Raw genomic sequence first — 15,970 nt, forward strand, 5'->3', positions numbered from 1 at the left:
GCTAGCGCGTTGTGGGAAGAATGATCCAGCAGTTCGAGACGATCCAGAAGGCTTCCAAGGATAACGTTGATGCGGCTCTGAAGGCCTTCGGCGTCACCTCGAAGGGCGTGCAGACCATTGCCGTCGAAGCCACCGATTATGCCAAGAAGTCTTTCGAGGCCGGCACTGCCGCTATCGAGAAGCTGGCCGGCGTCAAGACGCTCGACAAGGCGCTTGAGATCCAGGCCGACTTCATCAAGACCTCGTTCGAGGGCGCCGTTGCCCAGATGACCAAGATGGGCGAGCTCTACAGCGCGCTGGCCAAGGACGCCTACAAGCCGTTCGAAGGCATCGTCGCCAAGGTTACCCCGACCGCCAAGTGATACCGGGTCTGCTGCGGCGCCGCCTCATAGCGGTGTGATGCGGGCAGATCGCGTTGAGTTTCGGAAAGCCCGGCCATCTGGTCGGGCTTTTTCTTTGCGGAGGCATCCAAGCTCCCGATCTCGCTGGGCGAGATGGGAGCGCGCCTGATGGAGCCCCGCTTTGAGTGCAGATCAGCCAGATCGCCTCTGAGCGCGACCAACCCCGAAAGGGGGCGGAGAGGGGCGGTGCCCGCGCCTTATCGAGAGAGCGAGAGGATGTTCAGGCCCGCGACATTCGCCTCGATCTGCTGCCAGCCCAAAGGAATGTAGAAGGGCGCGTTGTCAGGTGTGGCGCAGAGATAGACCGTTGGAAAGCCCGCCTCGAAGGCCCTTGCCGCCGCGGCCTGCACCAGCGCCGCTCCTATGCCCCGTCGGCGATGCGCGGGATCGACCCATAGCGCCGCAATCCAGGGGCTGTACCCGGGCCGCTCGTCCATATCGCTGTCGATCAAAGACACCGTCCCGAGAAACCGCTCGCCCGCGGCGGCGACAAGCGCAGCCGGGATGATCTCGGGGCCGAGGCTTTGCCGAACGCGGTCGGCGATCTGCTCGAAGAGGTATCCCTCGTCGCGCCACCATGCCTTCCAGATCCGGTCGGACACGGCCTCGCGGAAATGTGGCTGCTCGCTCAGAGCCGTAATCTCGATGGTCTGGTCAGCCGTGGTCGTCATCGCACCGGCTTTTCCATGGGGCAGCTCGCAATGGCAAGCCAAAGGCGGTCGCGCTATGAGAGAAGGCGAAGTTGCGCTGGCCACACGGGCGGCCAACGTACGGAACCGGACTGCGGGATGCCTCACGACATGATCGTTACCGGCGCCGATGCCTGCATCACCTTCGAGACCGAACGATTTTTGCTCCGTCCGCGTACGCTGGCCGACACCAATGATTGCCTCTTGATGGATCGTGAGCCGGAGGTCACACGCTTCGTCAGCGGTCCATGGTCCGACCCATCCGCCCACCGGGAATTCATCGAGAATCGGACGTCCGGCCCGTGGCTGCGAGGCATGGGTTACTGGACGATCGTGCTGCGACAGGATCCTGCCATTTTCGTCGGATGGGTGCTCTTGATTCCCGCCGACGCAGTCGGACCCGATATCGAGATTGGCTGGCGGCTCCGCCAGCGGTTCTGGGGGCAAGGATTGGCCACGGAAGCCGCGCGACCCGTTCTGACGCACGCATTCGAGGTGCTGAAACTCGCGGAGGTCGTTGCGGAGATCGACCCCGACAATCTCGGTTCCCTGCGGGTTGCTGAGAAGATTGGATTGAAGCAGCGGGGGGCCGCGTCGCATTCAGGAAAGCCCGCCATGCGGTATTCGCTGACGATCGGCGAGGTCGCCGGGGCTTCCTAGCGCTTTCCAGCGCCTGGACTGACGACGGTGGCGGAAGCGAATGGCGATGTCGGGGCTTGTCGTCGTGCGCGGCGTTATCTTGGCCGGTCCGGTGCCGGGTCTCTGCTCCAGATCGGCAATACCAACCTTGCGTCCGTATCGTTCTTTCCTTGGGGCGTGAACCGTCGGAATATACCCTCGAAATCCAGGCCGAGACGATGTCCGGTACCCCTATGAGCGAACCAACTGGCACAAGGGAGGGGCGGAGGAAGCGGCGAGCCGCAAAACTCCTTGCCGCGACCCTCATCCTCTATCTCGGCGTCAGCTATCTCATCCTGCCCGCGGTCTGGAAGCGCATCGAGCGTGAGCCGGAGCTGTCAGCACGGACGATGTTGACCGCGAATGCGCAGGGAATTCCGGGCGATCCGATCAATGTTGGCCTGATCGGAACGCGTGACGATGTCGTGCGTGCGTTTCATGCGGCCGGCTGGTATCCCGCCGATCCGGTCACCCTGCGGACGAGCCTGGAGATCATCGGGAGCGTCCTGCTCGACAGGCCCTACAAGACCGCGCCGGTCAGCCCTCTCTACTTCGAAGGACGACGCGAGGACCTGGCATTTGAAAAGCCGGCGGGCGCGAGTGCCGACCGCCGTGAGCATGTGCGGCTCTGGCAGGCGCTTGCAAACGGAACGGATGCCCGCCCGGTCTGGCTCGGCTCGGCAACCTTTGACAGTGGGGTCACGCTCAGCCGCGACACCGGACAGGTCACACATCGCATTGCCCCTGCTGTCGACGAAGAGCGCAACAGGCTGGTCGAGGGGCTGAACAGCGCTCGTATGGTGGTCAGCATCGATCAGATGAAGGGCATTGGCCCGACGCTGACCGGCCGCAACGCCGAGGGCGATCCCTATTATTCGGATGGCGAGATTTGGATAGCCCGCCTCGTCATGGCGGGAAGCGAGGCCGCCAAGCCTGCCGAGATCACGGCGCCACCTTCCCTGATACAGCTAAAGGATGCCGCGTTCTCGCTGGGAACCCGCCTCTTCGCTGATTGACGATGCCTCGTGTCGGCAGCGCCGTCCTGCTTTCGGCTCGGTACTGCGGCGGTCGCGGCGCCGCGAACCTTAAGGGTTGCGCCTCTCAGAATCTGACGTCGATCCTGCCCTTGAGGGCATGATCGCGGGCATTCTCGCTGATCGCGGCGCTGTAGCTGACGCCGAGCGTGGTGGTCGCGGTTGCGCGCCAGGCGAGTCCGGCTTCGGCCACCAGGGCGTTGCGGGCAAGCGGCGCGGCGTAAGTCTGAAACGGCGTTGCTGCGCCGATGAAGGCGAGCTTGGCCGCGGGGGTCGTGTCGCCAAAGGCATGGCGCCAACCGAGCATGCCGCGGGCCAGCAGCGGCGTCGTGCCCAACTGCATCTCGGCCCGCAGGCCGAGCGTCGAGAAGCCGAGGCGCTGATCCCGGCCGAGGACCTGCAGTGCGGTCGGGCCACCTGTCTCGGCGTCGCGGCTGGTGCGGACTGTGACGGCCGCGAGCTGCGCGAAAGGCTCGAACGAGACCGGCCCGTAGGGCAGGGCGTAGCCGATCTCGGCGAAGGCCTGTGCGGTCGCGCTGCGGCCGTCGAAGCGCAGCACATCGGAGATCCCGGGCAGGGTCACCCGGCGCGTCACGTCGAGATCGCTCCACGCATAGGCCGCGCCGGCCCGCAGCGAGACCGCCCCGAAACGCATGCCGCCATAAAGTGCGCCATGGGCACTGCCCAGTTCTCCGCTCGAGCGGCGCCCATCGACATCGAAATCGGTGCGCGTATAGCCGCCGGCGATACCGAGGCGCCATTGCCGAGCGTCGGTCCAGCTCGAGTTGAGCTCGGCGCCGAACAGCATGCCACCGCCGCGCCGGTCGAGCGAAGCCGCGTTGCGGTCGCCATCCCCGCGCCCCTGCGCCCCGATCGCCTCGCCCCAAAGCGTGAAGCGTTCCATGGCGAGGCCCGGTGCCGGCAGAGCCGTGCCGGCCGATCTGCCGGGCGCGTCGGCGCTGAAGGCACCATTGACGGTGCCGCCGGACGTGCCGACGGCCAGGGGCCAGCGCAGCCGGTTGAGGATGGATTCGCGAATGAGGTGGCTGTCCTCGATCGCGACGCTGACCGCTTGCGCGTGAGCCTCGCCCGAGAGCGCGTCGAAACCGGCGCGGGCATCCGTGACGCTTGCCGTGAGCAGCGCATCGTAGACACGGTTGCCGGCGCCCAGCGCTTCCGCCGCTCCGGCGGCCCCGGCCTGGTTACGGGTCAGGGCGACCTGCGGAAGGGCGATCGCGTTGCGATCGAGCGTCAGCGCCACCTCATTGGCGCCATAGGCCAGGCTTGGGGTCAGGAAGGCAAAATTGGAGGTCACCGCGGCGAACTGGCCGATGACCCCGCCCTGCGCCGTCAGGATGGTGTAGCGCGTCGAGGCGCCATACCCGCCTTGTTCCGCCAGAAGCTGCACCGTTCCTCCCGACACGGTCGCGGTCCCGGTGGCGGCGATCCTGTCGGACTGGCCGGCGGCATTGACCTCGAGCTGATAGGTCGAGCCGGGAGCGAAGGAGATGTTGCCGGCGACGGTCAGCGTGCCGATCGAATTGCCCGGCGCGACTGTGCCGGCATTGCCGACGATGACGCTCCCGACCGTGCCCGAGCCGCCCAGAGAACCACCAGACAGGGTGATGGTGGAGCCCGTCAGCGAACCGTTGACCGTGAGCAGGCCAGACAGCACCGAGGTCGCCCCGGTATAGCTGTTCTTCCCCGTCAGAATGAGCTGGCCGGAACCCTGCTTGGTCAGCGTCCCCGTGCCCGAGATGTTTGCGGCAAGTGTGGAGACATCGACAAAATTGGCGAGGATCTCGCCGTCATTGACGATCGCCGGTGTAACGATCGTGCCGGCAAGCCCGCCGGCGCCGATCGCGAGCGTGCCAAGGCGGCCGATCTGCAGGCCTGCGCCAGCATTGACGGTGCCCCCGTCAGCGGTGGTGAGGGCGCCGGTGTAATCGCCGCCGCAGCCACAGCCGGGATAGCCGACGAGCAGGCCGCCATTTGCGTTCAGCACGGAACCGGCGCCTGTCACGCTGACGCTGGCGCGAGCAAATCCGAGCGACGGATCCGGGTCCGAGCCGATCCAGAGCGGCCCGGAGGAGTTGACGGTTCCTCCGGCCGAGATGGTCAAGGCGCCAGTGCCGCCCAAGGAATAGCCGCCGACGAACAGAGTGTTGCCGACTGTCCAGCTCGAACCGGGCCCTGTCACCGTGACGGTTGTCGACGCCCCGATGCCTTCGATGGCGGCCCCGGCCCTGCTCTCCATGGCGGCGCCGGCGCTGATCGAAAGCCCGACGTTGCTCGGGCCACCGATCCCCGTGAAACCCTCCACGGTCACCAGGGAATTCGGGCCGGAAACCTCCATGTTCGACTGCATGACGAGAAACCCGGACGGATCGGCCATATGCAACTTGCCGCCATTGACGACCCGTAAGGTGCCGCCGGCCACAGCGATGCCACCGAGGCCCCCCGCGGGATCGCCGACGCTCAGCGACCCGCCATTGATTTCGAGTGTCGGGTTCGAGCAGCCGCAAAGGAGAAGTAGCCCTTCGATGCTGTTGCTCGAGCCGGTCAGCGACAGCGTGCCGGGCCCGTCAAGGGAGAGAGAACCCGGGCCGGAGATTTGGCCTGAGAAGATTGTTGCGACAGGCTTGGCGCCGATGGTCAGGATGGTGCCGTTGCCGATGACGACGTTGCCCGCTCCCGACAGCGCACCGACCGTGGCGCCGCTGAACCCGGCAGCACTTGCAATCTCCATCGTCGCCCCAGCGGCGACCCCGTAATGGGAGTTCGCTGAGAACGCGGTCGAAGAGTCGGCGACGAGGCGCCCACCCAGGATACTTGTTGCGCCCGAGTAGTCGTTGTTGCCGGAGAGGGTGACCGTGCCGGATCCGGTCTTGGCGAGTGCGCCCGTGCCGGTCATCGCGTTGGCGATGGTGATGTCGACGCCGTTGCTCTGGTCGAGCGTCAACGCGCCGGCGCCGAGAGCGATGTTGCCGGTTATAGTGGCGGTGCCGGCCGTTACGACGGTCAGGCTGCTGTTGCCGGACAGCGCGAGAGCGTTTCCGCGGGCGCCGCCGCCATCCAGACCGCCGGAGATCGAGCCGCTGGCGCCCAGCGTGATGCTCAGGCTCTCGCCGGAGATGCCCGCTCCGGCCTGGCCGGCAGAGCCCGGGACGATGCCGGAGCCACCGGCGCCGCCGTCTCCGCCGCGCACCGCGCCATTGACCACGAAGCTCGTACCCGTGGAGCCGATCAAGCCAGCGCCGCCAGTGCCGCCGCTTCCGCCTGTCGCGCCGGCGCTGCTGTTCCCTCCAGTACCGCCGTCGCCGCCCCGGACACCGGCGCTGATCGTGAGCGACGTGCCGGCTCCGCCGGTCACTGCCAGGCCGATGCCGCCGCTGCCGGCATTGCCGGCCTCCAATTGACCGCTGCCACCATTGCCGCCCTTGCCGCCCGTCGTTGTCGACGTGAGCAAACCGAGCGCGCCGGTGCCGGTTATCACCGCGCCATATCCGCCGGCGCCGCCGCCGCCACCGCTTCCGGCGAGGCCACCGCCGCCATTGCCGCCACGGCCGCCTGAGACAGCGATGGTGGGAGCCGCCACGCCCACGCTGCCATGAGCGCCACCGCCGCCACCGCCAGCGCCGTTGAAATCCTGCCCGTCCTGCCCTGCAGCTCCCGGAGCGGCTCCTCCGCCTCCAGCATTGCCGCCGATACCTGCGTTGCCTCTGCCGCCTGAGCCGCCCGTTATGCCCGAGCCACCGCCACCTCCGCCACCTCCGCCCCCGCCGACGTTTCCGCTGCCGCCGGGGAGGGTGAGGTTGTCGCCACCGCCTGCGCCGTCCCCTCCGCCGCCGGCTCCGCCATCGGCCAGAGCCGGCGCAGCCAGTGCGAAGGTGAGAAGGGCGAGCATGGCAGGACGTGACCGCGCAACAGAAGGCCGCCGCCGCGCGACGCCTCGCGACACCCCATCCAGTCCTGCTGTTGACGACACGCAATTGCCCCCCCGGCCGATTCCACACCATAGCCGCTGGTGTGAGGCAGGCAACGAACCGCCGTTCATCGCCGATTAACCCAGCGGAATGTTGCGCTCTGAGCACAGGTCAGGCAGCGGATTCCCGGGGAGTTCCAGGCTGGTTTCTCATGAGGGGCGCATCGGCGTCGGGCCGGGAGCATTCGGCGTGGGCGCGTGGCTAGTCGAGCTCGAACACTTTCTGCGGCGGTTGCGGAGCCGCCCGACGCCAGTGGGTCGGCTGCCAGTCGAGCCGAGTACCATCATCGGCCAGCCAGGCGGCATCTGTTTCGCGCGTCGGGCCGCGACCATCCCGGAAGCGTGCGCACTGCGTACGATTACCATCCGTCACTTCGACCAGTGCGCTGAGCCCTCTCTGTGTGGGGGGAGACCCGAGTGTCCAGCAATCCGACATCGCAACCATGCTTCACGTCGCGGCGACGTCCTGCTCATGCTGTTTCGCGCCTCGCATCTCACCGTGGTTCAGCAGTAACACCCCAACCTGAATCGACGATTTCCTTGATCTGGCCCGAGCGAAGTAGATGAGAGCACTAACTATTCAATCGGAGTGTGATGTGGGCATATTATGTTCTTTATCGCGTTCCGAACGGATAAAATGACCGGATTGATCTCTTATATTCATATCTCCGACATGAAGGTCGGGAGGTGATCGCTGCTTGAGGCGATCCAAGCGCGTTTCGGGCTGCGATATTCTTCTTCTTTCCTGTCCGGGCGATCTCTATTCACAACAGAACGTAGCAAGCCGCCGATACCGCCCGTCGACCATCGAAGCAGCCAGCGATGCCAACACCCAAGAGACTACTGAGTTCGCCCGACATGCGGCTCCGGATGATCGAGGACAGGGTCGGCATTGGGACCTGGTGCTGGGACCTCGACTCGACGGAGGTCTCCTGGTCGCCCGGGCTCTTCAGGATCCTCGGCCTGGACGCCGCGACGGTGGTGCCAACGGTCGATCTCTACCAGTCCCTGGTGCACCCGGATGACCAGCTGGACTTCAGCAACGCCATAGGGCTGGCGGCAGACAAGCGGCTTCAGGACCGGACGTTTCGGATCATCCGCCCCGATGGCAGCCTGAGGTGGCTGCGCAGCAAGGGGCAGCCTCATTTCGACCGAAATGGCCGCCTTGTCGCGATGTTCGGTGTCGTTGCGGACGTCACCGATGTCCAGGAGCTCAGGACGACGCTCGATCTCGAGACGATGTGGCGGCAGGCGCTGTCTCGGCTGCTGGGCGATCACATCTGGCGCGCTTATCCGAATGGAAAGCTGGTCGAGACAACGGAATGGTCGAAGCTCACGGGGCAGTCACCCGCAGAAGCCAGGAACTGGGATGAACTGGCGGCCATTCATCCCGATGATCGAAAGATCTTCCTCGATGCCTGGAAGACTGCGGTCACGACGGAGAAGGAATATCAGGCCACCATCAGGGTCCGGACCGTGAAAGGGGATTATGTCACCCTCACCGGACGAGCACTCCCGGTGCGCGGACCCGGCGGGGAGATCCGGGAGTGGATTGGCTGCACGACCTATGAACACGACGCCCGTCCGCAACCGCGGCAGACGGCACCGCTGCACGCCGCGCAGGTGCGGGCGGCGCGCGCGCTCCTGAACTGGTCGGCGCCTAGGCTTGCCAGGGAGGCGCAGGTTTCCTTCTCGACAATTCGCCGCATGGAGATTTCAACGGCGGGCGTCCGGTCGGAAAATCTGCGGAAGGTCCGTGACGTGTTCGAGCGCAATGGCATTCGCCTCTTCCATGATGGCGATGGGCGGGCATGCCTCGGCCTGGCCGAAAGGGGCGCTTCGTAGCGGGCCGAGGGCAGTCCCGGAGAGCGGGTCGGCGAGCAGCTGAGCGCCAGGGGTAATGCAGGCTGTGGGGAAGCAGAGTGCAGGCATGCTTTCCATTGGGTTGCCCTTCCGTTAGGGCATTCAATTTGCCGCGATGCTCCCGTGGCGGCTCGCTGCCGGAGCACAAGCGATCTGCTGGACGCACTGCCTGGACCGTACAGGCAGCAGCGCGCCGCAATGACCGGGAGAACCTGCCGTGAATATCTGGGCCTCGATGATCCTCATGGACGGCAGCGACCCTGCCATCGATCGTATCGTGCGGGAAACAGCCTCGGAGCGCCTGACGATCGTCTTCGTGCCGACGCCCGAGGCGGCCCCTGACGTTGCTCGGGCCCTGATCGCCGAGGGTGTCGAACTGATTGAGCTCTGCGGAGGCTTTGGCGTCGAGCCGGGTGCTGCGGTCGTCAAAGCTGTCGCTGGCCGCGCCGCGGTCGGCCTGGTCAGCTTCGGCATCGATTCCCTGACCCAGGCGGCTGCCTACAAGGCCAAGTTCGAGGCTGGCGGCTGAACGCGCGGGGCGTCCAAGGGCGCGGCCCGGCCCGTCGCGCCCGGTTTCAACATATCAGCCGGACAATTCCCTGGGGCCTCGGCCGGGAGGCTGCTTCGCGGCCGTCTGCTTGAGCCAGGTTCCTGCCGCTGATCCCGGCACGCGGGTTGCTTGTTCCCAAGCATGGACATGGGTGGCGGAGCCTTCGGCCTGTGTCATCCACAAATTCCTTCATGCCCGCCATGCTTGTGCCCCACCTGCATGGAACGGACTGGCGAAGGGGAGGAGAGGCCTGTAAATTCTCTTACGGCGCATTATCTGCGGTGGAGCGTCAGGACGATAGCTTTGAAGACAGCGGCGACCATGGGAAGCGGAACGGAAGCGGGGCCTCGGGGCGACGGCGAAGACCTGCGCGCGCCGGTCTCAATGGCCGATCGGCCGAAACGCCCAAGTTCTCCCGTCGATGGCGGTGGCCGCGAAGGGGCCGGCACCGCCGTGCTGACGCGGACCAGGACACGCAAGCCCAATCTCTATCGCGTGCTCCTGCTCAACGACGACTACACCCCGATGGAATTCGTGGTGCATGTGCTCGAGCGGTTCTTCAACAAGGACCGCGCCGAAGCGACCCAGATCATGATGCATGTGCATCAGAACGGGGTCGGCGAATGCGGGATCTTCACCTACGAGGTCGCCGAGACGAAAGTCACCTTGGTGATGGACCTGGCGCGCAAGCACATGCATCCTCTGCAATGCGTGATGGAGAAGAAGTAGTCTTGGATTCGATCATCCTCCTGAAAGCGGAATAGGAGCGCATCAGTGCCGAGTTTCTCGCGCAGTCTCGAACAGGCGCTTCACCGGGCTCTGGCGCTCGCCAATGAGCGTCATCACGAATATGCCACGCTGGAGCATCTGCTGCTCGCCCTGGTCGATGATCAGGACGCTGCCGCCGTCATGCGTGCCTGCAGCGTCGATCTCGACATGCTGAGGCGCAATCTCGTCGATTATATCGATGCCGAGCTGAGCAATCTCGTCACCGATGGCCGCGACGATTCCAAGCCTACAGCCGGGTTCCAGCGCGTGATCCAGCGCGCGGTCATCCATGTCCAGTCCTCCGGTCGCGAAGAGGTGACCGGCGCCAATGTGCTGGTCGCGATGTTTGCCGAGCGCGAGAGCCATGCCGCCTATTTCCTGCAGGAGCAGGACATGACGCGTTACGACGCGGTCAACTACATCAGTCATGGCATCGCCAAGCGCCCCGGCGCGAGCGAGAGCCGGCCGGTGCGCGGCAGCGAGGAAGAGCCCGAGCAGCAGCAGCGCGAGTCGCGGGCCGATCAGGGCAACGATGCCGACAAGGACAAGAAGAAGAAGGAAAGCGCGCTCGAGGCCTACTGCGTCAACCTCAACCGCAAGGCGCGCGACGGGCGCATCGACCCGCTGATCGGCCGCGAGGCCGAGGTGCAGCGCACCATCCAGATCCTTTGTCGCCGGCAGAAGAACAATCCGCTGCTGGTCGGTGACCCCGGCGTCGGCAAGACCGCGATCGCCGAAGGGCTCGCGCTGAAGATCATCCGTGGAGAGGTGCCGGAGGTTCTCGAGGACGCTACGGTGTTCTCGCTCGACATGGGCACGCTGCTGGCCGGCACGCGCTATCGCGGCGATTTCGAAGAGCGCCTCAAGCAGGTGATCAAGGAGATCGAGGCCCATCCCAAGGCGATCATGTTCATCGACGAGATCCATACGGTGATCGGCGCTGGCGCGACCTCGGGTGGGGCGATGGATGCCTCCAACCTGCTGAAGCCGGCGCTGGCGTCCGGCACGCTGCGCTGCATCGGCTCGACGACCTACAAGGAATACCGTCAGTATTTCGAGAAGGATCGGGCGCTGGTGCGTCGTTTCCAGAAGATCGACGTCAACGAGCCGTCTGTGCCGGACACGATCGAGATCCTGAAGGGGCTGAAGCCCTATTTCGAGGAGTTCCACAAGCTCCGCTACACCAATGACGCCATCAAGGCGGCGGTGGAACTGTCGGCGCGCTACATCCATGATCGCAAGCTTCCGGACAAGGCGATCGACGTGATCGACGAGACCGGCGCGTCGCAGATGCTGCTGACCGAGAGCAAGCGCAAGAAGACCATTGGCGTGAAGGAGATCGAGGCTGCGGTCGCGGTCATGGCGCGCATCCCGGCCAAGACCGTCTCCAAGGACGACGCCGAGGTTCTGCGCAATCTCGAGAACACGTTGAAGCGCACGGTCTACGGCCAGGAGAAGGCGATCGAGGCGTTGTCGTCCTCGATCAAGCTGGCCCGTGCCGGCTTGCGTGACGGCGAAAAGCCGATCGGCTGCTACCTGTTTGCCGGCCCGACGGGCGTCGGCAAGACCGAGGTGGCGCGCCAGCTCGCCGCGTCGCTCGGCGTCGAGTTGATCCGCTTCGACATGTCGGAATATATGGAGCGCCACACGGTCTCGCGGTTGATCGGCGCACCTCCCGGCTATGTCGGCTTCGATCAGGGCGGGCTTCTGACCGATCAGGTCGACCAGCATCCGCATTCGGTGCTGCTGCTCGACGAGATCGAGAAGGCTCATCCCGACCTGTTCAACATCCTGTTGCAGGTGATGGACCACGGCAAGCTGACCGACAACAACGGCAAGCAGGTCGATTTCAGGAACGTTATCCTGATCATGACGACCAATGCCGGTGCCGCCGACATGGCACGCGCGGCCTATGGTTTCACCCGGTCCAAGCGGGAGGGCGACGATACCGAAGCGGTGAACCGCCTGTTCGCGCCCGAGTTCCGCAACCGACTGGATTCGGTGATTTCCTTCAGCCATCTGCCGAAGACGGTGGTGGCGCGTGTCGTCGACAAGTTCGTGCTCCAGCTCGAAGCTCAACTCGCGGACCGCAATGTCACGATCGAGCTCACCGACGAGGCGCGCGAGTGGCTGGTCGAGAACGGCTATGACGAGGCGATGGGGGCGAGGCCGATGGCTCGCCTGATCCAGCAGACGATCAAGACACCGCTCGCCGACGAGGTCCTGTTCGGGCGCCTGAAGGGCGGCGGCGCGGTCAAGGTCGTCGTCGTGCAGTCCGAGACCGGCATCAAGGTGCTGGGGCTCGAATTCCCCGACGGGCCGGTCAAGCCCAAGCCGGAGAAGGACGTGGCGGCGGCGGCCGAGAAGCGCACGCCGCGGGCAAAGGCGAAGGGCGCAGCGAAGCCGGGCACGTCCGGCACGCGCCGGGCGCCGAAGGGCGGCGGAGACGGCAAGGGCGGTGGCCCGGCCGAGCCGCCCAAGGCGGCGCAACGCGCCATTCGTACCGTGCCGAAGGTCCCGCTGACGAAGGCCTGAGACCGTGTTCTTTCGACGCAAGACCCAAGCTGCCGCGCTCCAGACCAGCGGCGAAGCCCCGGCACAGCCTGCCAAGGAAAAACTTGGCTGGTTCGAGAAGCGTGCGCGCCGCCGGCGGCGGCGTGTGCTGTTCGAGGAAATCCTCGGCTGGATCCTCGTCCCGGCCTTCGGCTATCTGATCTATCTCGGGATCAAGTCGGTTGGTGGCGTGCCGAAGGAAATCATCGATTTCGGCAACGAGCTCATCGGCATCGTGATGAAGGGTGGTACCTGAGGGCCGCCCTCTGCCTTTGCAGGCTGTGCAAGGGTGACCGCGCGATGCCGGATGTCGGCTTCGCGCGCGCGAGCGGCTAGAACGGGTCCTGCCCGGCCATCTCAGGCCGGTGCTGCTTTTCAAGTGACCGACCCGTCAGGCGTGCAGAATCTCTCATGAGCGTATCGGCCGACTGGAGCTGGCAGCGCACCGCGCTGGCCGGTATACGCGATGCGCTGTCGCTGCCGGCCTGGGTTGTCGGTTTCGGGCTCGTCGGCGTCGGCTCGCTGGCGCGCGATGTCGGCTATCCCGTCGATGTCGCTGTGCTCTCGACCATGCTGGTCTGGGCCGGGCCGTCGCAGGTGATCTTCTTCGCATCGATCGCGGCGGGGGCTGCGTGGAGCGCGATCGCGCTTGCGATCGGCTTTGCCTCACTGCGCTTCCTGCCGATGACGGTGGCGATCCTGCCGCTGCTGCGCCGGCCGGGGCAAGGCATCGCGATGCAGTTGCTGCTCGCGCATTACGTTGCCGTCACGGCCTGGACCGAGGGCCTACGCCGGCTGCCGGGGATCGCGCCGCACCAGCGTGTGGCCTATTTCCTCGGCTTCGCCAATGCCTGCATGATGGTGAGCGCAGCGGGCACCTATGCAGGCTATTACCTCGTTGGGGCGCTGCCGCTTCCGCTTGCTGCCGGGCTGCTCTGCCTGACCCCGATCTTCTTCCTCGCATCGATCGCTGCTGGTATCCGCCACCGCGGGGACTTCATCGCGATGGGGCTTGGCCTTGCGCTGGCGCCGATCTTCGACCGTGTGATGGGCAGCGGCTTCGATCTGATCGTCTCCGGTCTGATCGGTGGCAGCATCGCCTTTGCCGTGCAGCGCGTCGGGGCGCGGCGCGCATGACACAGCCGATCCCGCTGCTCGATGGCCCATTCTGGCCCTATCTCGCGCTGCTGCTCTTCGCCTTCCTGCCGACCGAGATCTGGCGCTGGCTCGCTGTCGCCTTCGCGCGGCGCATCAACGCCGATTCGCCGGCATTGGAATGGGTGAGGGCGGTGGCGACGGCTCTCCTTGCCGGGGTCGTCGCCAAGCTGATCATCGCGCCGCCCGGGGCGCTTGCGGCCTTGCCGCTCTCCCTACGCGTCGGCGCATTGGCCGCGACTCTGGCCATCGTCCTGTTCGACCGACGGCGCGTCTTCCTGGCCGTCCTCGTTGGCGAGGCGGTGCTGATCGGCGGCGGCTGGATGTTGAGCCAGGCGGCCTGACAGATCTCTCAGAGGCCTGGCTGCTGGAGATGGCGCAGCTTGTCGGGATTGCGGACCACGTAGATCGCGTGGATCAGCCCGTCGCGGATGTCGAGTGCCGTTGCCTGCAGGGTTTGCCCGTTCTCCAGGCTGACATAGCCGGGCAGGCCATTGATCAGCACCGGTTCATAGCTGGTCGTCGAGACATTGCGCCGGGTCAGTGCGAGTGCGTGGGAGAGGCGTGCGAAGAAACGAGCGACCTTGTCCGCGCCGAAGATCAGCTTGAACACGGCCTGGACCTTGCCGCCGCCATCGCTGTGCAGGACGACATCCTGGGCGAGCAGACGCTGCAACATCGTCGGGTCGGATTGATGTGATGCCTTGAAAAAGGCCTCGGCGAAGCGCGCGGCCTCCTCCCGGGAAACCTTGTTGCGCGGCGGCGTGTCGAGCCGAACATGGTCGCGTGCACGCTTGGCGAGCTGACGGCAGGCGGCTTCGCTGCGCTCCAGCATCGCGGCGATTTCGGTGAAGTCCATGTCGAAGATGTCGTGCAGAAGGAAGGCCGCCCGCTCCAGTGGAGACAGGCGTTCGAGCGCCAGCATCAGGGCGATGGGGGCATCGAGCTCGTCGTCGGCGACCTCGGCGCTGCCGAGTTTTTCGACGAGTGGCTCCGGCAGCCAGGTCCCGACATAGAATTCGCGGCGGCTGCGGGCCGATTTCATCTGGTCGAGGCAGAGCCGCGTCACCACCTGGGCGAGATAGGCGCGCGGGTTCGAGATTTCGTCACCACTGGCCTCGTGCCAGCGCAACCAGGCATCCTGAACGATGTCCTCGGCGTCGCTGACGGATCCCAGCATTCGATAGGCAAGTCGGGTCAGGAAGCGCCGGTGCTGTTCGAACGCGGTCTGCAGGGTCATGAATGCCATCTCGCAGGTGAACGAGAGCCCGCGACCGCGGACTCTCGGATATCTTGCGCAGGTTCCCTGCGCGAAGGCGCTTCAGGCTGCCGCGGAGCGCTGGCGATCCTGCGGGTGCCGGGCCCGGAAGCCGGCATTGATGCGGTTCCAGGTGTTGATCGCTCCAATCGCGACCGAAAGATTGACCGCTTCGGCTTCGCTGAAATGCTCGCGCAGTTCGGCGAAGGCCTCATCGCTCGCACTGGCTTCGGACAAGCGCGTCAACGCTTCGGTCCAGCGCAGGGCAGCGCGCTCGCGCGGGGTGTAGAGTTCCGACTCGTGCCAGGCGCTCAGCAGATAGAGCCGCGCTTCGGTCTCGCCGGCCTTGCGCGCATCGGCCGAGTGCATGTGCAGGCAATAGGCACAGCCGTTGATCTGCGATGCGCGCATCTTCACCAGTTCGAGCAGGCTGTGCTCCAGCCCGCACTCTTCGACATAGTTCTGCAGTCCCAGGACGGCGTTGACCGCGGCCGGAGCAACCTGGAATACATTAAGGCGTTGGGGCATGATCTTCTCCATCTGTGTCTGATGGAAGCAAGACGAGGCAGGCCCGACGCCTGTGACATGCCTTCAGATATTTTTTAGCGCGGCCCGGATTTTTTCGGCGTTCGCGGCAAGCACGTCATTCGCTTCCATGGCACCGGTATGGGGGCGAAGAGCAACGCCATCCCAGCGCGGCATGACATGGACATGCAGGTGGAACACGACCTGGCCGCCTGCCGGCTCGTTGAACTGCTGGATGGTGATGCCGTCGGCCGCGCAGGCGCTCTTCACCGCATGGGCGAGCTTCTGGGTCGTCAGTGCCACAGCCTTGAGCGCGTCCGGCGGCGCATCGAACACATTGCGGCAGGCGGTCTTGGGGATGATCAGGACATGTCCGTCGGCACGGGGCATGATGTCCATGATGGCGACGGTCTCATCGTCCTCATAGACCTTGTGACTGGGCAGCTCGCCGCGCAGGATCTTGGCGAAGACATTGGCTGGATCATAGGCGGTCATCGTTGGCCGGTCCGTT

15 protein-coding genes are annotated in these 15,970 nt (G+C 65.5%); 10 read left to right on the plus strand and 5 right to left on the minus strand.

Annotation, left to right across the window (positions count from 1 at the left end):
- The first annotated feature begins 20 nt into the window (after window positions 1-20).
- Window positions 21-362 carry a phasin family protein gene (locus BIWAKO_RS20505; RefSeq protein ID WP_069880213.1) on the plus strand — a complete coding sequence of 114 codons (342 nt, stop codon included), beginning with the start codon at window positions 21-23 and terminating at the stop codon, window positions 360-362.
- Window positions 363-598: 236 nt separating this feature from the next.
- On the opposite strand, the gene BIWAKO_RS20510 is transcribed toward BIWAKO_RS20505, so the two are convergent.
- Entirely contained in the window at window positions 599-1,072 is a 474-nt protein-coding gene (locus tag BIWAKO_RS20510; protein WP_069880214.1) for a GNAT family N-acetyltransferase, read from the minus strand.
- Between the two features lie 15 nt (window positions 1,073-1,087).
- Between BIWAKO_RS20510 and BIWAKO_RS20515 the strand changes: the two genes are divergently transcribed.
- Both BIWAKO_RS20515 and BIWAKO_RS20520 read left to right on the plus strand, forming a co-directional pair.
- Window positions 1,088-1,750: a GNAT family N-acetyltransferase gene (locus tag BIWAKO_RS20515; RefSeq protein WP_244523499.1), complete on the plus strand. Its 663-nt coding sequence runs from the start codon at window positions 1,088-1,090 to the stop codon at window positions 1,748-1,750.
- 212 nt (window positions 1,751-1,962) lie between these two features.
- Complete coding sequence (locus BIWAKO_RS20520) at window positions 1,963-2,784, plus strand: LssY C-terminal domain-containing protein (RefSeq protein WP_244523500.1); 822 nt, start codon at window positions 1,963-1,965, stop codon at window positions 2,782-2,784.
- Window positions 2,785-2,869: 85 nt separating this feature from the next.
- Here the strand turns inward: BIWAKO_RS20520 and BIWAKO_RS37140 are convergent, their stop codons facing one another.
- Window positions 2,870-6,709, minus strand: a complete 3,840-nt coding sequence (locus BIWAKO_RS37140) for an autotransporter domain-containing protein (protein ID WP_069880216.1) — start codon at window positions 6,707-6,709, stop codon at window positions 2,870-2,872.
- Between the two features lie 900 nt (window positions 6,710-7,609).
- Here BIWAKO_RS37140 and BIWAKO_RS20530 point away from each other — a divergent pair.
- From BIWAKO_RS20530 to BIWAKO_RS20560, 7 genes are all read left to right on the plus strand, one after another.
- On the plus strand, window positions 7,610-8,632 hold the full coding sequence (locus BIWAKO_RS20530; RefSeq protein WP_084651637.1) for a PAS domain-containing protein: 1,023 nt from the start codon (window positions 7,610-7,612) through the stop codon (window positions 8,630-8,632).
- Between the two features lie 235 nt (window positions 8,633-8,867).
- Window positions 8,868-9,179, plus strand: coding sequence for a DUF6506 family protein (locus BIWAKO_RS20535; protein WP_069880218.1), 312 nt, complete (start codon window positions 8,868-8,870; stop codon window positions 9,177-9,179).
- A 405-nt stretch (window positions 9,180-9,584) separates the two neighbouring features.
- Complete coding sequence (gene clpS / locus BIWAKO_RS20540; RefSeq protein ID WP_043233033.1) at window positions 9,585-9,929, plus strand: ATP-dependent Clp protease adapter ClpS; 345 nt, start codon at window positions 9,585-9,587, stop codon at window positions 9,927-9,929.
- Between the two features lie 45 nt (window positions 9,930-9,974).
- The gene (gene clpA, locus BIWAKO_RS20545; protein WP_069880219.1) at window positions 9,975-12,503 is read left to right on the plus strand and encodes an ATP-dependent Clp protease ATP-binding subunit ClpA; all 2,529 of its coding nucleotides are present in this window, start codon (window positions 9,975-9,977) and stop codon (window positions 12,501-12,503) included.
- 4 nt (window positions 12,504-12,507) lie between these two features.
- The gene (locus BIWAKO_RS20550; RefSeq protein WP_069880220.1) at window positions 12,508-12,777 is read left to right on the plus strand and encodes a hypothetical protein; all 270 of its coding nucleotides are present in this window, start codon (window positions 12,508-12,510) and stop codon (window positions 12,775-12,777) included.
- Window positions 12,778-12,932: 155 nt separating this feature from the next.
- Window positions 12,933-13,658 carry an AzlC family ABC transporter permease gene (locus BIWAKO_RS20555; RefSeq protein WP_084651639.1) on the plus strand — a complete coding sequence of 242 codons (726 nt, stop codon included), beginning with the start codon at window positions 12,933-12,935 and terminating at the stop codon, window positions 13,656-13,658.
- Window positions 13,655-14,020: an AzlD domain-containing protein gene (locus BIWAKO_RS20560; RefSeq protein ID WP_069880221.1), complete on the plus strand. Its 366-nt coding sequence runs from the start codon at window positions 13,655-13,657 to the stop codon at window positions 14,018-14,020. Before BIWAKO_RS20555 ends, BIWAKO_RS20560 begins: the two co-directional genes overlap by 4 nt.
- Before the next feature lie 8 nt (window positions 14,021-14,028).
- Here the strand turns inward: BIWAKO_RS20560 and BIWAKO_RS20565 are convergent, their stop codons facing one another.
- From BIWAKO_RS20565 to BIWAKO_RS20575, 3 genes are all read right to left on the minus strand, one after another.
- Complete coding sequence (locus BIWAKO_RS20565) at window positions 14,029-14,916, minus strand: sigma-70 family RNA polymerase sigma factor (protein ID WP_244523501.1); 888 nt, start codon at window positions 14,914-14,916, stop codon at window positions 14,029-14,031.
- A gap of 81 nt (window positions 14,917-14,997) precedes the next feature.
- Window positions 14,998-15,462 (minus strand): carboxymuconolactone decarboxylase family protein, encoded by a 465-nt coding sequence (locus BIWAKO_RS20570; RefSeq protein WP_069882659.1) that lies wholly within the window; start codon window positions 15,460-15,462, stop codon window positions 14,998-15,000.
- 63 nt (window positions 15,463-15,525) lie between these two features.
- Window positions 15,526-15,954: an HIT family protein gene (locus BIWAKO_RS20575; RefSeq protein ID WP_069880223.1), complete on the minus strand. Its 429-nt coding sequence runs from the start codon at window positions 15,952-15,954 to the stop codon at window positions 15,526-15,528.
- Window positions 15,955-15,970 lie beyond the last annotated feature (16 nt).

This window comes from Bosea sp. BIWAKO-01, assembly GCF_001748145.1.
GTDB lineage: Bacteria > Pseudomonadota > Alphaproteobacteria > Rhizobiales > Beijerinckiaceae > Allobosea.